This window comes from Bradyrhizobium sp. SZCCHNS3016, from assembly GCF_032484535.1.
Classification (GTDB): Bacteria; Pseudomonadota; Alphaproteobacteria; order Rhizobiales; family Xanthobacteraceae; genus Bradyrhizobium.
Genome location: NZ_JAUETE010000001.1, coordinates 454905 through 470913, shown reverse-complemented (window position 1 = coordinate 470913; position 16009 = coordinate 454905). Strand labels below are relative to the sequence as shown.

At 66.4% G+C, this 16009-nt stretch carries 14 protein-coding genes; 7 read left to right on the top strand and 7 right to left on the bottom strand.

Translation table 11 applies throughout. From position 1 onward, the window contains the following. Positions 1 to 60: 60 nt before the first annotated feature. The gene (locus QW881_RS02170; protein WP_315755124.1) at positions 61 to 1293 is read right to left on the bottom strand and encodes a cytochrome P450; all 1233 of its coding nucleotides are present in this window, start codon (positions 1291 to 1293) and stop codon (positions 61 to 63) included. A 70-nt stretch (positions 1294 to 1363) separates the two neighbouring features. Further along, positions 1364 to 2665, bottom strand: coding sequence for an MFS transporter (locus tag QW881_RS02165; RefSeq protein ID WP_315755123.1), 1302 nt, complete (start codon positions 2663 to 2665; stop codon positions 1364 to 1366). Positions 2666 to 3122: 457 nt separating this feature from the next. Here QW881_RS02165 and QW881_RS02160 point away from each other — a divergent pair, with 457 nt between their 5' ends. Next, positions 3123 to 4499, top strand: coding sequence for an IS30 family transposase (locus QW881_RS02160; RefSeq protein WP_315715219.1), 1377 nt, complete (start codon positions 3123 to 3125; stop codon positions 4497 to 4499). A gap of 391 nt (positions 4500 to 4890) precedes the next feature. Here QW881_RS02160 and QW881_RS02155 read toward each other — a convergent pair whose 3' ends face one another. The 3 genes from QW881_RS02155 to QW881_RS02145 all read right to left on the bottom strand — a co-directional run bounded on the left by QW881_RS02155 (position 4891) and on the right by QW881_RS02145 (position 7283). Continuing rightward, complete coding sequence (locus QW881_RS02155; RefSeq protein WP_315755122.1) at positions 4891 to 5703, bottom strand: class III extradiol ring-cleavage dioxygenase; 813 nt, start codon at positions 5701 to 5703, stop codon at positions 4891 to 4893. A 214-nt stretch (positions 5704 to 5917) separates the two neighbouring features. Continuing rightward, positions 5918 to 6352 (bottom strand): DoxX family protein, encoded by a 435-nt coding sequence (locus QW881_RS02150; RefSeq protein WP_315755121.1) that lies wholly within the window; start codon positions 6350 to 6352, stop codon positions 5918 to 5920. Positions 6353 to 6584: 232 nt separating this feature from the next. Continuing rightward, on the bottom strand, positions 6585 to 7283 hold the full coding sequence (locus tag QW881_RS02145) for an outer membrane protein (RefSeq protein ID WP_315736843.1): 699 nt from the start codon (positions 7281 to 7283) through the stop codon (positions 6585 to 6587). Between the two features lie 354 nt (positions 7284 to 7637). Between QW881_RS02145 and QW881_RS02140 the strand changes: the two genes are divergently transcribed. From QW881_RS02140 to QW881_RS02125, 4 genes are all read left to right on the top strand, one after another. After that, positions 7638 to 8555, top strand: coding sequence for a LysR family transcriptional regulator (locus QW881_RS02140; RefSeq protein ID WP_315755120.1), 918 nt, complete (start codon positions 7638 to 7640; stop codon positions 8553 to 8555). Between the two features lie 42 nt (positions 8556 to 8597). Beyond that, positions 8598 to 10301, top strand: a complete 1704-nt coding sequence (locus tag QW881_RS02135; protein ID WP_315755119.1) for a SulP family inorganic anion transporter — start codon at positions 8598 to 8600, stop codon at positions 10299 to 10301. A 200-nt stretch (positions 10302 to 10501) separates the two neighbouring features. After that, on the top strand, positions 10502 to 10732 hold the full coding sequence (locus QW881_RS02130; protein ID WP_315755118.1) for a hypothetical protein: 231 nt from the start codon (positions 10502 to 10504) through the stop codon (positions 10730 to 10732). 268 nt (positions 10733 to 11000) lie between these two features. Next, positions 11001 to 11273: a GCG_CRPN prefix-to-repeats domain-containing protein gene (locus tag QW881_RS02125; RefSeq protein WP_315736838.1), complete on the top strand. Its 273-nt coding sequence runs from the start codon at positions 11001 to 11003 to the stop codon at positions 11271 to 11273. Positions 11274 to 11449: 176 nt separating this feature from the next. On the opposite strand, the gene QW881_RS02120 is transcribed toward QW881_RS02125, so the two are convergent. Continuing rightward, positions 11450 to 12871, bottom strand: a complete 1422-nt coding sequence (locus QW881_RS02120) for an FAD-binding oxidoreductase (RefSeq protein ID WP_315755117.1) — start codon at positions 12869 to 12871, stop codon at positions 11450 to 11452. Positions 12872 to 12943: 72 nt separating this feature from the next. Between QW881_RS02120 and QW881_RS02115 the strand changes: the two genes are divergently transcribed. Next, on the top strand, positions 12944 to 13450 hold the full coding sequence (locus QW881_RS02115) for a thioesterase family protein (protein ID WP_315755116.1): 507 nt from the start codon (positions 12944 to 12946) through the stop codon (positions 13448 to 13450). Between the two features lie 16 nt (positions 13451 to 13466). Here QW881_RS02115 and QW881_RS02110 read toward each other — a convergent pair whose 3' ends face one another. Then, on the bottom strand, positions 13467 to 15005 hold the full coding sequence (locus QW881_RS02110; RefSeq protein ID WP_315755115.1) for a helix-turn-helix domain-containing protein: 1539 nt from the start codon (positions 15003 to 15005) through the stop codon (positions 13467 to 13469). Between the two features lie 159 nt (positions 15006 to 15164). Here QW881_RS02110 and QW881_RS02105 point away from each other — a divergent pair, with 159 nt between their 5' ends. Further along, a complete protein-coding gene (locus QW881_RS02105; protein WP_315755114.1) occupies positions 15165 to 16004 on the top strand; it encodes a class I SAM-dependent methyltransferase in 840 nt (279 codons plus the stop codon). Positions 16005 to 16009 lie beyond the last annotated feature (5 nt).

Below are 16009 nucleotides of genomic sequence, written 5' to 3'. Positions count from 1 at the left end.
CGAAGTCACAGCGCTGTCGGTCTTTCCGGGGGCGTTGCACAACTCCGTTAACGAAGATGGTTACCAGTGGGCCGGCAGCCGCTTGAGGCCGCGCAGCACGAAGGTCGGCCGCCATTCCGGGTTGTCCGGATCGTCCAGCTTCAGCTCCGGCAGCCGCCGCAGCAGGGTTCCGATCGCGATCTCGGCCTCGATCCGGGCAAGCTGCGCGCCCAGGCAATGGTGGATGCCGCCGCCGAACGACAGCGGCTTCACGTTTGGCCTGGTGATATCGAGCTGTTCCGGATTGTCCGGATACACGGCGGGATCGCGGTTGGCCGAGCCGAGCAGGCACAGTACGCTCTCGCCCGCAGGAATCCGCCGGCCGCCGAGATCCTCGATATCCTCGAGCGCGACCCGCCCGGTGAGCTGCACCGAGGAATCGTAGCGCAGGAACTCCTCGATCGCGTTGGTGATCAGCGCCGGCCGCGCCTTCAAGAGCGCCAACTGGTCCGGATTGCGGTGCAGCGCCAGCAGGCCGTTGCCGATCAGGTTGACAGTGGTCTCGTGTCCCGCGCCGAACAGCAGGATGATGTTGGCGGTGAGCTCCTCATGGCTGAGCTTGGCACCGTCCTCCTCGGCCTGCAGCAGCTGCGTCGTCAGATCGTCGCCGGGATGTTTCCGGCGCAACTCGAACAGGTGCTGGAAATACGCCTTGGACACGGCGTTGCCGGCATTGCCCTCGGCGATCTCGGCCTTCGACAGCGGCACCGGCTCGAGCAGCCGGCCGCCCTCGCGCGAGCTCTTGTAGAACGCCTCGCGATGCTCCTCGGGAATGCCGAGCATGTCGCAGATCACGGTGACCGGCAGCTTGAACGCGAAGTCCTCGATCAGGTCCATCCGGCCCTGCGGGATCACCTGATCGAGCGTGCGGTCGACGATCTCCTGGATGCGCGGCCGCATGTCCTCGACCCGCCGCGCCGTGAACGCCTTCACGACCAGGCCGCGCAACCGGGTGTGGTCCGGCGGGTCCTGCTGCAGCATCCAATGCCGCATGCTCTGGAACACCGGCTCCTGCATGATGTCGGGGCCGTAGCGCCGGATCGAACGCGCGACGAAGTCCTTGCCGAAGCGCTTGTCGCGCAGCACCAGGCTCGATTCCGCGTGCCGGCTGGCGAGGAACGCCCCGAACGGCGTCACATGCATCGGATCGTTGTCACGCAACTGCGCATAGAAGGGATAGGGGTCGCGGATGAACTCCGGCGACAGCGGGTTGAACAGCGGCGCGGCCTTGGCGGCCTGGACATGCTCGTTCATGTGGTCCCTCCCTTGGATTGGCCGATTAGCTCACGGCCGCGCGGCGATGGCAAGTCGGCCGGATCACACATCACGGCGTGGCCCCCGCCGTCCTTAACCTGTGCAATTGGCCGGCGACGAGGCGGACCCTGCGGGGTGCCGCGATCCAGATCGCCGCCGCCGAGACGAAGGCGCCGAGGAAGGCGATCACGAAGCCCGGCGTGTAGCTCAGGGTATAGTCATAGAGCACGCCGGTCACCCACGGCCCTGCTGCGCCGCCGCACAGCCCGATCAGCATCAGCGTTCCGAAGATGCTGCCGAAATTCGCGCCCTGGAATATTTCCAGCGCGACCGCGCCCATCACCGAGGTCAAGCCGTAACCAAGCGCGCCCTGCGTCGCCACCATGACGTAGATCAGCACGAGCGACGGCGCGGCCTTGAGCGCGATCAGCGCGGCGAAGCAGATCGCGAAGCCGAGACAGCCTAATCCCCACACCGCCTCGCGCCCCAGACGATCCGACAGATGGCCGAGCGCGATCTGGCCGGGAATCCCGAGCAGGCTGACGGCCCCGAGCGCCCACACCGCGACGCTCGAGCTGAAGCCGATCTCGAGCAGGTATTTCGTCTGGTGCACCTGCACCGCGTACCAGACGTAGAGCCCGAAGAAATAGCCCAGCGCGAGCCACCAGAACCGGCCCGTGCGCAGCGCACGCGACAACGTCCAGTCGGTGCCGGCCCAGGCGGCATCGACGATGTTGGAGACCGGTTTGGCCGCATTGGCGAGCGGCGCGACGTCGCCGTCGGGACGCAGGCCGATCTCCTCCGGCTTCTTGCGCAGCAGCAGATTGATCGGCGCCAGCACGACCAGCACGACGATGCCCATCGCGGTGCAGGCCGTGCGCCAGTTGGTCTGCGCGATCATATGCTGCACCCACGGCAACAGCGTCATCGAGCCGATGCCGACGCCGGCAAAGGCGATGCCGATCGCCAGCCCGCGGCGGCGGATGAACCAGTTCGGCAGGAACAGGGACTGGCCGGAATAGCCGAGGCAGACGCTGCCGGCGCCGACCATCACGCCGATCGTGATGTAGAGATGCCAGGGCTGCGAGGTCAGCGGCGCCAGCAACAGGCCGCCGGCCATCAGCGCGACGCCGAGTTCCATTACGGCCCGCGGGCCGGTGCGATCCATCAGCCGTCCGATCAGCGGACTGACGATTCCGGAGGCAACGAAGCCGAACGAGAACGCGCCGGCGGTGACGCCGCGGTCCCAGCCGAATTCGGCGAGGATCGGCGGATAGAACAGCGAGAACGCCGTGCGTGCATTGACGCCGACGGCCATCGTCACGAAGGTCACGGCGACGATGACCCAGCCATAGTAGAACGGCAGGCGCATTGTTGTTTCACTCCCTGGTGCATCCTTCGCATCATCTGCATGCCGAAGGGTCAAGGATTTTCTGCGCGGGCGACGGCGGTGTCAGTTACCTGCGAGGTCATGTGTGCGGCGCACCTTTGGGAACGCTGGCCTCTCCTCCGTCATTGCGAGCGCAGCGAAGCAATCCAGGGCTGTGGACGGGACTCTGGATCGCTTCGCTGCGCTCGCAATGACGACGCTGAGATATCTCGCGTTCATCGAACAGACCGACGCGCGTCTACAATTCCGCGGCATGACATGCCCGGGCTATGCAAGGTCCGCTCACCCTCCTTCAACAGGAGGGCGCAGGGAAGGCCGGGCGCTGGCCGCGCCCGTGGCCCGCCTGCTCAAAAAAATGCAGGCGGCAGGTACCACAGGTTCAGCCGAGATCACCCGGTGGATTCAATTGGTCGTCGCAACACTCGATGAGGAGGTTGCGATGGGCATTCGAAAGAAACGGTCAACGCGGGGCAAGCTGGGATCATTGGGGCGCCCACCAGTTGCGGGGCGTGCGGAACAGCAGAAATTTTGGCGTGGGATTGCCGCTGGATTGAACAGCGAGAATGCTGCGCTGGCTGCTGGATTATCGGATGCTGTCGGCCCCCGATTATTTCGAAAAGCGGGCGGCGTGGCACCGGCAATGTTCCGACCTTCAGCGAAGCCGCTCTCCGGACGGCACCTCTCCTTTTCTGAGCGCGAAGAGATTGCGCTGCTGAATGCGCAGCGCCATTCTGTACGAGAGATAGCACGGCGCCTCAATCGGTCTCCCTCGACCATCTCCCGTGAACTCGATCGCAATGCAGCCACGCACGGCGGCAAGATGGCCTATCGGGCGACGGCCGCCCAGTGGCATGCAGATCGATCGGCCCGGCGTCCTAAGCCGAGCAAGCTTGCAAGCAACGCCGCCTTGCGCGCTTATGTTGAAGAGCGGCTTGCAGGGTTTGTCGCGCCTCCAGGCGGCGTTCGGCGGAAGGCCGGTCGTGCGGGCTCTAGCCAGGATCAGGGGTGGACGAAAGCGTGGAGTCCCGAGCAGATTGCCCGGCGCTTGCCGATCGACTTCCCGGATGACGAGGCGATGCGCATCAGCCACGAAGCCATTTACCAGGCGCTTTTTGTTCAGGGCCGAGGAGCGCTGAAACGCGAGTTGTCGTCCTGTTTGCGAACGGGACGTGCGCTGCGCGTGCCCCGAGCGCGTACGCGGAAGCGCAGCAAAGGCTTCATATCGCCGGAGATCATGATCAGTGAGCGTCCGGCCGAAGTCGCGGATCGAGCTGTGCCGGGACATTGGGAAGGAGATCTGATCGTCGGCTCCGCCAGCTCGGCAATCGGCACGCTGGTCGAACGCAGCACGCGGTTTACAATGCTCCTACACCTTCCACGGTTGCCGGGGTTTGACGACGGCCCACGTACGAAGGATGGGCCTGCGCTCTCCGGACACGGAGCTGAAGCGGTACGCGATGCGATCACGCGCACCATCGTCACCTTGCCCAAAGAACTCCGCCGCTCGCTAACCTGGGATCAGGGGACCGAAATGGCTCAACACAGTGACCTCAAGATCGATACAGACCTTCAGATCTACTTCTGCGATCCAAGAAGCCCCTGGCAACGTGGCACGAACGAGAACACGAATGGCCTGCTGCGGCAGTACTTCCCGAAAGGTACCGATCTGAGCGTCTACGATGCTGACGAGATCGCCGCCGTGGCCGCAGCGCTCAATTCCCGACCGAGAAAGACGCTAGGATGGAAAACTCCAGCAGAGGCGCTTGACGAGCTGCTGTCACGAATGAAAACACTTGGTGTTGCGACCACCGCTTGAGCCCGCCCCCGGCCCTCCCTGCGCGATGGTCTTCACGCTTATATGCAGGCTTCCTGGCGCTCGGCTTGTTGGCCGCCATGCGCGACAACGCGTTTCACGCGTTGCGCGGTGATACCAGCGTCGAGGTATCAGAACCCTGCAACTTCACGTCCGCAAGAGCATCGTTCGTCCGCACATCGAAAAGGACATGCTGCGAGTTCTCGCGGCCACCGCTCCCCGCCTCGCGTGTCGTGACGATCGCGCGCAACGCCCCTCCGCAAGTGAGGCGGGATGCGCGGAAGGATCGCGGTGATTTGCCCGACGACACAAGCGAAATCGCCTGCGACATAGTAACCCGACGGGCAAAATGAGCCCGACGGGCAGATGCAGATCGAACTAACAAGTCAACGGCTCACGCCGCAGCCTTCGCCTCGTCTGCGGCGTGGAACGCATACACGTCCATGCGCAGCACGCCGTAATTGGCGCTGTTGTGCAGGCGCTCCACGCGGGCGCCCTCGCCGGCGGCGCCGAGCGCGGCGAACAGCGGCAGGAAGTGCTCGTCGGTCGGATGGTTGTCGCGCGCATGCGGGGCGAGACGGCGGTAGTCGACGAGATCGTCGACGCGGCCCTCGATCGCGGCCTGGTGCACCCAGTCGGCGAAGTCGACCACCCAGGACGGCGCGGGATCGTCGATGTCGAGCCGGCGCTTGCGGAACTCGCCGAGATTGTGGGTGAAGCTGCCGCTGCCGATGATCAGCACGCCCTCCTCGCACAGCGGCGCCAGCGCACGGCCGAGCGCGAGATGATGCGCAGGGCCCCGCTCGGTCTGGATCGAGAGCTGCAGCACCGGAATATCGGCCTGCGGATACATCAGGAGCAGCGGCACCCAGGCGCCGTGATCGAGGCCGCGCTCGCGATCGATGCCGACCGGCAGGCCGGCCGCCTGCAACCGCGCCGCGACGGCCCGCGCGAGATCTGGCGCCCCTGGCGCGGGATAGCGCAACTGATAGAGCTCGCGCGGAAAGCCGTAGAAGTCGTAGATGGTCTCGTTGACGGCGACCGCATTGACGGCGGGGATGTCGGTCTCCCAATGCGCCGAGATCACCAGGATCGCCTTCGGCCGCGGCAGGCTGCCGCCGAGGCCGACGAGGAAGTCGCGGGCGGCCGAATCCGTGAGCGGCAGCATCGGCGAGCCGTGCGACAGGAAGATGCTGGGCAGGGTCATGTCATGGCTCCTCGTTCTCTAGACGGATGTTCAGCTGCCAACCCAACCCACAGCTGTCGTCCCTGCGAAAGCAGGGACCCATACCGCGTGATCGGCATTTGAGGCAGGCTGCGCGTCGACCAGCGTGCTCAACCCAAGTCCGCTTGTGGTTATGGGTCCCCGCGTTCGCGGGGACGACACTGAGATTGTCGCGGCAGTCAACCAACCATGACGATCAATGCGCGTTGCGCAACTGCCCGCCGGCAAGACCGCTGCGAAGGCTGCCCAGCGCATAGGCGCCGTCGCCGAGCAGGGCCTGGATCACCAGCGTGACGGCCCAGAACGCCGGATACTCCCAGCCGCCCTTCGGATTGTTGAAGAAGAACCCCGCGGAGCCATGGACGGTGAAGATGGCGCCGAGCAGGATCGGCACGGCGGCGAGCGCCACCCAGCGGGTGTAGACGCCGAGGATCAGCGCGATGCCGGCGAGGATCTCGGCCGTGATGACGAGGTAGGCGAACTCGGGCGGCAGGCCGATGCTGCCGAAGAATTTTGCAGTGCCGGCCGGGCTGAACACGAACAGCTTGAGGCTGGCATGGGCCAGGAACAAGCCACCCAGCGTCAGGCGAAGCAGCAGGGCGGCGTAGGGTGCAGTGCGCGAATCGATCATCTCGGGCTCCCAATGGATAGTGCCGAGACATAGATCATTCCCTGGGAGACGATAATCTGGCCGCCAGGAAAGACAGCTCAAACCATTGAGGTGAGGTGGCAGGCGGTTCGTCGTGGACGTACCGCCTTACGCACCGACGCCACGGCGCCTCGAATGCCGACGCCCCGTTCGTCCACCGTTGCATGACGCCGACATGCCTCCGGAAACCGGGGGCACATGCCGCCGCTCCCGATCAGAACCGGTAGCTCGCGCCAACGCGGATCAGGTGGAGTTCGTTCTTGAAGTCGGCACGGTTGCCGTCGCGATTGAACAGCGTCACGTTGCCGTAGTCGGTGTAGACATATTCACCGCGTCCGACCCAGTTGCTGGTGAAGGCGTATTCGACACCGACGCCTGTCGTGAGGCCGGCCTTCACCTGATCCTCCCACACCACCTGCTCGCCGGCGTTGCGGCCCTTTTGGATATTGTTGGTCAAGTTGGCGATGCCGACACCGAGCGTGCCGAAGACCAGCAAGCGGTCGAACGCATAGCCGGCGCGCGCGCGGACCGAGCCGAACATGCCGTATTTGGCGTAGGACGAATCGTTGTCGAAGATGTCGTTGCTCTGCGACGCGGTGGACCGGCCGAGATCGACCTCGGCGCCGACCACGAAGCGATTGGCGAACTGATAATTGTAGCCGCCATAGAGGCCGAAGGCCACGCCATCAGCGCCCTCCTCGGCATGGCCGTGATTGTTGTTGCGATAGAAGTCGATGGTCCACAGCCCGTGCGCGCCCCCGGCGAATGCGCCGGCATAGAAGCCGGTCCAATTGTAGTACGGGGCATCGTAGACTGCTACGGGCCGCTGGACCCTGAAATCTCCTGCCTGCGCGACCGTGCCGGCAAGCAGGACGCCACAGGCGGCAACAGCAAGAGTGTACACTGCTTTCATCAACCCATCCTCACAAACTCAATACATGTGCAAGCGAGTGCATCCCCAGAAGGCGCTCGCGCGGGGCGGAAACTGAAAACGAAGTCGGGCACCAAGTTGACCCGCTTTGGGTCAGGAAGTGATCAAATGCGGCATTGTTCGGGACTGCACTGTGGCGCGGCAACTGATACCGGCGAGAACCCGAATTTGTTGCGACATCTTTTCACTTGCAGCGCGATGACGCGAAGGCAGCGCGACTGATTCGCGCCATCGTTATGACGGACGCCCACCCCCGCCCCCGTCCGCAAGAGTGATGATTCCCCGCACCTCACGAGTCTGCTAGCGAGACACCTCACACCCGGCGAGTGAGGCTGAATGCTGGACCGTCTGACTGGACTGGAAGTGATGTCGCGGATCGCCAGTTCTGGCAGCCTGTCGGCGGCCGCGCGTGCGCTTGGCATGTCGCCAACGATGGTCACGAAACATCTGGCAGCGCTGGAGACGCGACTCGGCACCAAGCTGTTTCACCGCACCACGCGCCGGCTGACCATCACCGAGGCCGGACGCCGCTATCTCGACCTTGCCGAGCGCGTGCTCGGCGACTTCGAGGCGGCCGAGAGCGCGATCGCGGCCGACCGCGTCGAGCCGCGCGGGCTGTTGCGCCTCAATGTCCCGCTCGCCTTCGGCACGCGCCAGATCGCACCGCTGCTCGCCGGCTTCGCCGCGCTCCATCCCGGCGTCAGCGTCGAGCTCGGCCTCAACGACCGGCTCGTCGACCTGATCGAGGAAGGCTGGGATCTCGCGATCCGCGTCGGCACGCTCAAGGATTCCAGCCTGGTGGCGCGGCGGCTCGCGCCGTGCCGGATGATGGTCTGTGCCGCGCCGTCCTATCTCGCGGCGCATGGGACACCGCGCACCACGGCCGATCTCGCCGACCACAACTGCCTCGGCTATACGCTGGCGGCGGCCGGCCCATCGCGCTGGCGCATGGGCGGCAAGGCGGCGGTCGACGTCACCGTGAGCGGCAATCTGCGCGCCAACAATGGCGATGCGCTGCTCGCCGCCGCCCTGGCCGGGCAAGGCGTGATCTACCAGCCGACCTTCATCGTCGGCGACGAGATCCGCGCAGGACGGCTGGTGCCGCTGACGCTCGACGTGCCGCCATCGGACCTGCTGGCGGTGCATGCCGTCTACCTGCCGGATCGCACGCCATCGGCCAAGGTGCGCGCCTTCATCGACCACCTCGCCGCGGCGTTCGCGCCCGAGCCACCTTGGGATCGCGATCTTGCGTGAGCGGACGAACAGCTCGGCCGCGATGCACTCGGAGACATCGACATGAGCGAGCAACCAAGCCACGACGGCAATCATCATTGGCCGATGCTCCGCTCCCTGCGAGGCTGGCGGATCAGCGCCCTGCCCGCCGATCTCGCCGCCGGGCTGACGCTGGCGGCGATCGCGATTCCCGAGCAGATGGCGACCGCCAAGCTCGGCGGCTTCACGCCCGAGACCGGCTTCTTCGCCTTCATGGCGGGATCGCTGGGGTTCGCGCTGTTCGGCGCCAACCGCTTCCTGTCCTGCGGCGCCGATTCCACGATCACGCCGATCTTCGCCGGCGGCCTGGCGCTGCTCGCCGCCGGCGGCACGCCCGAATACGGCAGCCTGGCCGCGGCGCTGGCGCTGCTGGTCGGGGTCATGCTGGTGCTGGCCGGCGGCTTCAGGCTCGGCGGCATCGCCAACCTGCTGTCGGTGCCGGTCACCGTGGGCTTCCTGGCCGGCATCGCCGTGCACATCATCGTCTCGCAATTGCCGGGCGTGCTCGGCCTGCCGTCACCGAGCGGGCCAACGCTGGCGCGGATCGCCACCTTGGCGGGCGAACTCGGCAAGGCCAACGCGTACACGATGCTCATCGGCTTCGGCGTGCTCGCGACCATCACGATCTGCGAGCGGATCAGCGCCCGCATACCCGGCGCGCTGATCGCGCTCGCGGCCTCGACCTTGTTCGTGCTGTCGGCCGGGCTGCAGGGACGCGGCGTGCCCGTCATCGGCGAGATCGCCGGCACGGTGCCGATGCCGTCCGTGCCGCTGATCGGACCGGAACAATGGGCGAAGCTGATCCCGCTCGCCTTCCTGATCGCGGTCGTGGTGATGGTGCAGACATCGGCGACGACGCGCTCGTTCCCTTCCGATCCCGATCGGTCGGCCGATGTCGACCGCGACTTCCTCGGCGCCGGTGCCGGCAGCCTGCTCGCCGGATTGTTCGGCGCGTTTCCGGTCAATGCCAGTCCGCCGCGCACCGGCATCGTGGTCGAGACCGGCGGCCGGTCCCAGGTCGCGGGCCTGCTCGCCGCCGGGATCGTGCTGCTGCTCGTGCTGTTCGGAGCCCGGCTGCTTGCAAATGTGCCGGAAGCGGCGCTCGGCGGCGTGCTGCTGTTCGTCGCGCTACGCATCATCCGCGTCGCGCAGATCACAAGCGTCTATCGCGCGTCCAAGGGCGAGTTCCTGCTCATCCTGGCGACCGCGGTGGCGATCGTCGCGCTGCCGATCGAGCAGGGCGTCGCGCTCGGCATTGCGCTGTCGCTGCTGCACGGCATCTGGAGCACGACACGCGCCCACCTCATCGCCTTCGAGCGCGTGCCCGACACGACGATCTGGTGGCCGGCGCATCCGCAGATCAAGGGCGAGGAGCTGTCCGACATCACCGTGGTCGGCTTCCAGGCACCGCTCAGCTTCCTCAATGCGGCGACGTTCCGCGCCGACATGCGGCGCATGCTGCGCAGCCGCAAGCCGCGGCTGGTGGTGTTCGAGGCCAGCGCCATCGTCGAGATCGATTTCACGGCCGCGCAGACTCTGCGCGACGTGATCCACACCTGCAGCGAGACCGGCGTCGTGTTCGCGGTGGCGCGGCTGGAATCGCTGCGGGCCCAGGAGGCCTTCGAACGATTCGGCCTGTACGACGTGCTGCCGCGGGATCGCGTGTTCCACAGCGTCGATCACGCGCTGCAGAAGCTGCGGGCCGTTGCGTCGGATGTGCACGTTTGAGGGAAGGGTGGTCCGAGAGCGCCGTGGTCAACGACGACCTCGGCGGCAGGTCGACGCTTGCGTTCTAAGCGGTGACCTCGTGATACAAACCGTTACACGTCGCGGCGACGGTCGACATACCCGCGCTAAATTCATCGGCGAGACATCCGCCTCACGATGCCCGGCCCGTCGGCCGCGGCAAAAGCAAGGGATCACCGATCATGCACAAGCTGCTTCCGCTGCTGTTGATAGTCATCTTCAGCACCGCCGCCCAGGCTCAGGACAGGAGCGCCATGCGCCAGGCCTGCGGCGACGATTTGCGTACGCTCTGTACCGGAATCATGCCGGGCGGCGGCCGCATCAAACAATGCATGATCGAGAAGTTCGACAAGCTCTCCGACGGCTGCAGGACGGCGCTCAAGGACGCAAAGGCGCAGCAAGGCGGCAAATGATGCCGCCTGCGACGAAAGCCAGCGGGACACGTCGCCGATCGTTCATGTTCCTTGCAGCGAATGTCTGCTAGAAGACCGCACGGCGGCAGTCGACACTGCAGCGATGCGCCACATGATCGGCAGAGCTGCATCGGGCGACCGGCGTCGTGGAGAGCTCCATGGTACTGGGAAGAGGTTTCGCGACGTCGAAAAAATTGCGAAACCAACACCTGTCCAACGACGTCTAAGGACTGCACTGCTTCGAAACCAACGAGAGGACCGCACTGCAATGCGCAATCTGTTCACCTCCGCCCTGCTCGCCGCGACCGTCATGTTGGGCGCGTCGGCCGCGCAGGCCTTCACGCTGCCGGCTCAGCCGGCTGCTCCGGACAGCAATGTCGAGCGCGTCGCCGGCGGCTGCGGTCCCGGCTGGTTCCCGGACCGCTGGGGCCGTTGCCGGCCCGCCCCGCGCGTCTATCGTCCCTATGGCTATGGCGGCTTCGGCCCGCGCACCTGCTGGGTGCGGCCGACCCCGTGGGGACCGCGCCGCGTCTGCCGTTGATCTGAATGGAAACAAAATGCCGCCGCGTGTCGAACGCGGCGGCATTTTCTATTTGGTGAATCGTGATGCATTCCGACATCTCCCGCGAGCTGGGAGATGTGAGCAGCGGCCCTATGTGAGCAGCGGGCCTGCACGCCGAAGCCAAATCCGAAACTCAGCTCGGCTTGGATTGCCAATCAGCGCGCCGGGATGATCTTGCCTGGATTGAAGATGTTCTGCGGATCGAGCGCCTGCTTCACCGCGCGCATCGCATCGAGCGCTTCCGGGCCGAGCTCGGACTCGAGATATTTCTGCTTGCCCTGGCCGATGCCATGCTCGCCGGTGCAGGTGCCGTCCATGGCCTGCGCGCGCTCGACGAGGCGATGCATGAACTCGTCGCCGCGCGCCATCTCATCGGCATCGTCGACATCGCACATCAAGGAGCAGTGGAAATTGCCGTCGCCGACATGGCCGACGATCGGCGAGGTCAGCTTGAGACGCGCAAGATCCTCCTCGGTCTCGGTGACGCAATCGGCGAGCCGCGAGATCGGCACGCAGACATCGGTCGCGACCACGCCGACGCCGGGCCGGATCGCCTTCACCGACCAATAGGCGTCGTGACGCGCCTGCCAGAGCTTGGTGCGGTCCTCGGGCTTGGTGGTCCAGGCGAAGTCGCCGCCGCCGCACTCGCGCGCGATCTCGGCGAAGTTCTTCGACTGCTCGGCGACCTCGGCCGCGCTGCCGTGGAATTCGAGCAGCAGCAGCGGCGTCTCCGGCAAGGTCAGCTTGGAATAGGCGTTGCACGCCCTGACCTGCGCGGCGTTGAGCAGCTCGATGCGCGCCATCGGAATGCCGGTCTGGATCGCGAGGATCGTCGCCTGGCAGGCGCCGCGCACGGTCTCGAACGAGCACGACGCCGCGGCGATGGTCTCGGGAATGCCGCGCAGGCGGATCGTCATCTCGCAGATGATGCCGAGCGTGCCCTCGGCGCCGATGAACAGGTGCGTCAAATCGTAGCCGGCGGCGGACTTCTTGGCGCGGGTGCCGGTCTTGATGATCTCGCCATCGCCGCGCACGACCTTCAGCGCCAGCACGTTCTCGCGGATGGTGCCGTAGCGCACGGCATTAGTGCCGGAAGCCCGCGTCGAGGCCATGCCGCCGAGGGACGCGTCGGCGCCGGGATCGATCGGGAAGAACAGGCCCTGGTCGCGCAGATATTCGTTCAGGGTCTTGCGGGTGATGCCGGGCTGGATCACGCAGTCGAGGTCCTCGGCATGCACCTCCAGCACCTTGTTCATGTCGCGCATGTCGATGCAGATGCCGCCGGCCGGCGCATTGACCTGGCCCTCCAGCGAGGTGCCGGCGCCGAACGGAATGATCGGCACGCCCTTTGGCGCGCAGATGCGGACGACATCCTGGATGTCGGCGGTTTCCTGCGCCAGCACCACGCCATCCGGCGGCTGCGTCGGCAGCCAGGTCGTGGTATGGCCATGCTGCTCGCGCACGGCCTGCGAGGTGATGAGCCTGTTGCCGAAGCGGGCCGCGAGCGCGTCGAGCGCACTTTTCAGCGCCTCCGGCGCGGGCCGCTTCAAATCGTGATGGGGGATCGTCGTCGCCACTGCTTCCTCCGAAAGTTGGGCGGACCGTGGCAAAGGACGCAACAGGGGTCAAGGGAGCAAACGGAAGAGCCGATGAGCGATAATGCAGTGCCCGCAGCGCAAGGCGCCGGACCGTTTCTGTCACAGGTCATGCAGATCGAGCCGCAATGGATCGACTACAACGGCCATCTCAACATGGCCTACTACAACGTGATGTTCGACCGCGCCATCGACCAGATCTGGGCCGAGCTCGGCATCGGTCCCGCCTACATGAAGGAGCGCCAGGGCTCGACCTTCACCGCCGAATGCCACGTGCGGTACCTGCGCGAGATCCATCTCGGCGATCCCGTCCAGATCGCGGTCTGGCTGATCGCCGCCGACGAGAAGCGGCTGCACACCTTCGAGGAGCTGCGCCATGCCGAGGAAGGCTGGGTCTCCGCCACCTCGGAGAATATGTCGGTGCACATCGACATGACCAAGCGCAAGGTCGCGCCGTTTCCGCCGGACATCCAGGCCAACATCGCCCGCGTGCTGCAGGCCCATGCCGCGCTGCCGCGTCCCGACGGGCTCGGCCGCACCATCGGCATGCCGAAGAGATGACGGCGACAGGCCGCCGCTACGCCGGCAGGCCGGCGTCGGACAATCCTTCGAACACCCGGCTCGAATAGGCGTCCGGCAGCGGCGGCATGCCGCGCTGGACCTCGGCCAGGGTCAGGTCCGGATAGCCGGCACGCAGCGCCTGCAGGCTGCGCAAAGCCGCGGATCGCTCGCCCGCCAGCACGTGGGACGGGCACATGGTCCGGTGCACCCACAGCGACGACGGATGCTCGCGCAGGCCGCGCTGCTGCCAGCGCGCCGCCTCCGCGTAGGTGCCGGCGGCGAAATGCGCGCAGCCGATTCCAATGAGGGCGTTGAAGGCGAGCGGGTCCTGCGGCGCGAGATCCAGCGCAATCCGAAAGCGCTCGATCGCCGACGCGGCATCGCCGCGATAGACATCGAGCCAGCCGCTGCGGCTCCAGGCCCAGGCGGCACCGCCATCCAGCGCGAGCGCCCGGCCCACCACCTGCTCGGCCTCGGCGAGCTCATCCAGCAAGGTGAGCGCATTGCCGAGCACGCACAGCACGGTCGCATCCGCAAGCTCGGTCGGCACGCGCTGCGCCAGGGCGCGACCAAGCTGCCGATCCTGCCCGGGCGCGGTGCCGAAATGATAGACCGCGCGCTGGCCGTAGGCCCAGGCCGCGAGCGCCGTGGCCAGGGCATGACGGGGATCGCGGGCGATGGCCTGATGCAGCAGCTCGAGCGCACTGCGGTTGCCGTCGGCGTCGAGCGACAGCACGCCGGGCATGGCGCGCAGCGCGAGATCCTGCGCGGTCAGATCCTCATCCGGTTTGCGCAGCGCCCGGTCGATCTCGGCGCGGCGCAGGCTTTGCAGCAGCGATGCCGCCACGCGGGCGGCCAACCGTTCGTGACTGTCGGCCTCCCACCGCAGCATGACCTCGCCGCGATGCGCCCAGATCAGCCCGCCGCTGTCCTGGTCGATCAGCTGCAGCAGCAGCCGGGACGCGCCATCTCGACCGTGGAGCGACGCATTCATGCGGTAGCGCGCCGCGCGCGGCTGGGTCGTCACGGCAAATCCCGCGCGGGTCAGCGCCAGCGTGAGCTCGGCCGCGAGGTCGTCCGCCAGCTCGCGCGCGCTCGGATCGGTGGCGATCATGGCGAAGGCGATGGTCGGCCGGTCGCGTACCTGCGCAATGGTGGTGCGCGACGCGGCGAGCTGCGCCATCAAGACCGCCTGCCGCCTCAGGGTTTCCGACGGCGTCTCGCCGTGGCAGCGACGATAGCCGGCGGCGAAGCGGCCGTAATGCGGGAAGCCGCAGCGCAGCGCGACGTCCATCACCTTCTCGCCGGCGCGCCCCTGCAGAAACTCGACACGGGCGCGCGCGTAGCCGAGCTCCTGCCGGACCATTTGCGGCGACCGGCCGATCGACCTGACGAACTGGCGCTGCAAGGTCCGTCCGGAAACGCCGGCAATCTTCGCCAGATCGGCCAGCGTCCAGCGCCGCCCGAGGTCGTCATGCATCGCTTCGAGCGCGCGGCGTACGCTACGTGGCAAAGGCTGCCGCGCCGCCAGGGGAACCTGATCTCCGTCCATCATGCGACGATGTCCAATTGCCTATGGGTCATCGGCGGCGCTCGAAAAGTTCATGATCCGGATGGCCGTGTCGCGATCTGGATAGCGCTGCCCGAAGCCTGCCGCGTACGTCTCCACACACCAGCGCGCGCAACAGCGCTGCATTCTCCGGAGGAGACCATCATGACCGCATCAGCTGCAATTCAGGCCGGCGTGACCGCAGAGCCCGATTTCACCGCGCTCAAGGCACGCCAGCACAGCGCGTGGTCGTCCGGCGACTACGCCATCGTCGGCAACACGCTGCAGATCGTCGGCGAGGAACTCTGCGAGGCGCTTGACATCCGCGCCGGCCAGAAGGTGCTCGACGTGGCCGCCGGCAACGGCAACGTCACATTGGCTGCGGCGCGGCGCTGGTGTAACGTCGTCTCGACCGACTACGTGCCTGCCCTGCTCGACCGCGGTCGCCAGCGTGCCGCCGCCGACGGCCTGTCCGTGCAGTTCCAAGAGGCCGATGCCGAGGCGCTTCCATTCGGCGATGGCACTTTCGACGTGGTGGTCTCGACATTCGGCGTGATGTTCACGCCCCGGCAGGAGCGCGCCGCCGCCGAACTCACCCGGGTGTGCCGCAGCGGCGGCAAGATCGGCCTGGCCAATTGGACCCCCGACGGCTTCATCGGCCAGTTGTTCAAGACGCTCGGCAAACATCTGCCGCCGCCCGCCGGCGCCAAATCGCCGGCGCTCTGGGGCACCGAGGCACGCATCCGAGAGATGTTCGCCGATGCCGCCGACATTCGCTGCCATCGGCGTCATTTCGCGATGCGCTACCGCTCGCCTGAGCATTTCGTCGACGTGTTCAAGACCTACTATGGTCCGGTGCTCAAGGCCTTCGCTGCGCTTGATGGCGACCGGCAGGCCGATCTCAAGCGCGACATGCTGGCCCTGATCGGGACGCTCAATCGCGCCGAGGACGGCACGATGGTGGTGCCGTCGGAGTATCTCGAAGTGGTCATCATCAAACGCTGAGATCG

What these genes read in the sequence shown, in the direction of transcription:
- QW881_RS02170 (WP_315755124.1), bottom strand. Translation starts at nt 1,293, where the DNA reads ATGAACGAGCATGTCCAGGCCGCCAAGGCCGCGCCGCTGTTCAACCCG.
- QW881_RS02165 (WP_315755123.1), bottom strand. Translation starts at nt 2,665, where the DNA reads ATGCGCCTGCCGTTCTACTATGGCTGGGTCATCGTCGCCGTGACCTTC.
- QW881_RS02160 (WP_315715219.1), top strand. Translation starts at nt 3,123, where the DNA reads ATGGGCATTCGAAAGAAACGGTCAACGCGGGGCAAGCTGGGATCATTG.
- QW881_RS02155 (WP_315755122.1), bottom strand. Translation starts at nt 5,703, where the DNA reads ATGACCCTGCCCAGCATCTTCCTGTCGCACGGCTCGCCGATGCTGCCG.
- QW881_RS02150 (WP_315755121.1), bottom strand. Translation starts at nt 6,352, where the DNA reads ATGATCGATTCGCGCACTGCACCCTACGCCGCCCTGCTGCTTCGCCTG.
- QW881_RS02145 (WP_315736843.1), bottom strand. Translation starts at nt 7,283, where the DNA reads ATGAAAGCAGTGTACACTCTTGCTGTTGCCGCCTGTGGCGTCCTGCTT.
- QW881_RS02140 (WP_315755120.1), top strand. Translation starts at nt 7,638, where the DNA reads ATGCTGGACCGTCTGACTGGACTGGAAGTGATGTCGCGGATCGCCAGT.
- QW881_RS02135 (WP_315755119.1), top strand. Translation starts at nt 8,598, where the DNA reads ATGAGCGAGCAACCAAGCCACGACGGCAATCATCATTGGCCGATGCTC.
- QW881_RS02130 (WP_315755118.1), top strand. Translation starts at nt 10,502, where the DNA reads ATGCACAAGCTGCTTCCGCTGCTGTTGATAGTCATCTTCAGCACCGCC.
- QW881_RS02125 (WP_315736838.1), top strand. Translation starts at nt 11,001, where the DNA reads ATGCGCAATCTGTTCACCTCCGCCCTGCTCGCCGCGACCGTCATGTTG.
- QW881_RS02115 (WP_315755116.1), top strand. Translation starts at nt 12,944, where the DNA reads ATGAGCGATAATGCAGTGCCCGCAGCGCAAGGCGCCGGACCGTTTCTG.
- QW881_RS02110 (WP_315755115.1), bottom strand. Translation starts at nt 15,005, where the DNA reads ATGATGGACGGAGATCAGGTTCCCCTGGCGGCGCGGCAGCCTTTGCCA.
- QW881_RS02105 (WP_315755114.1), top strand. Translation starts at nt 15,165, where the DNA reads ATGACCGCATCAGCTGCAATTCAGGCCGGCGTGACCGCAGAGCCCGAT.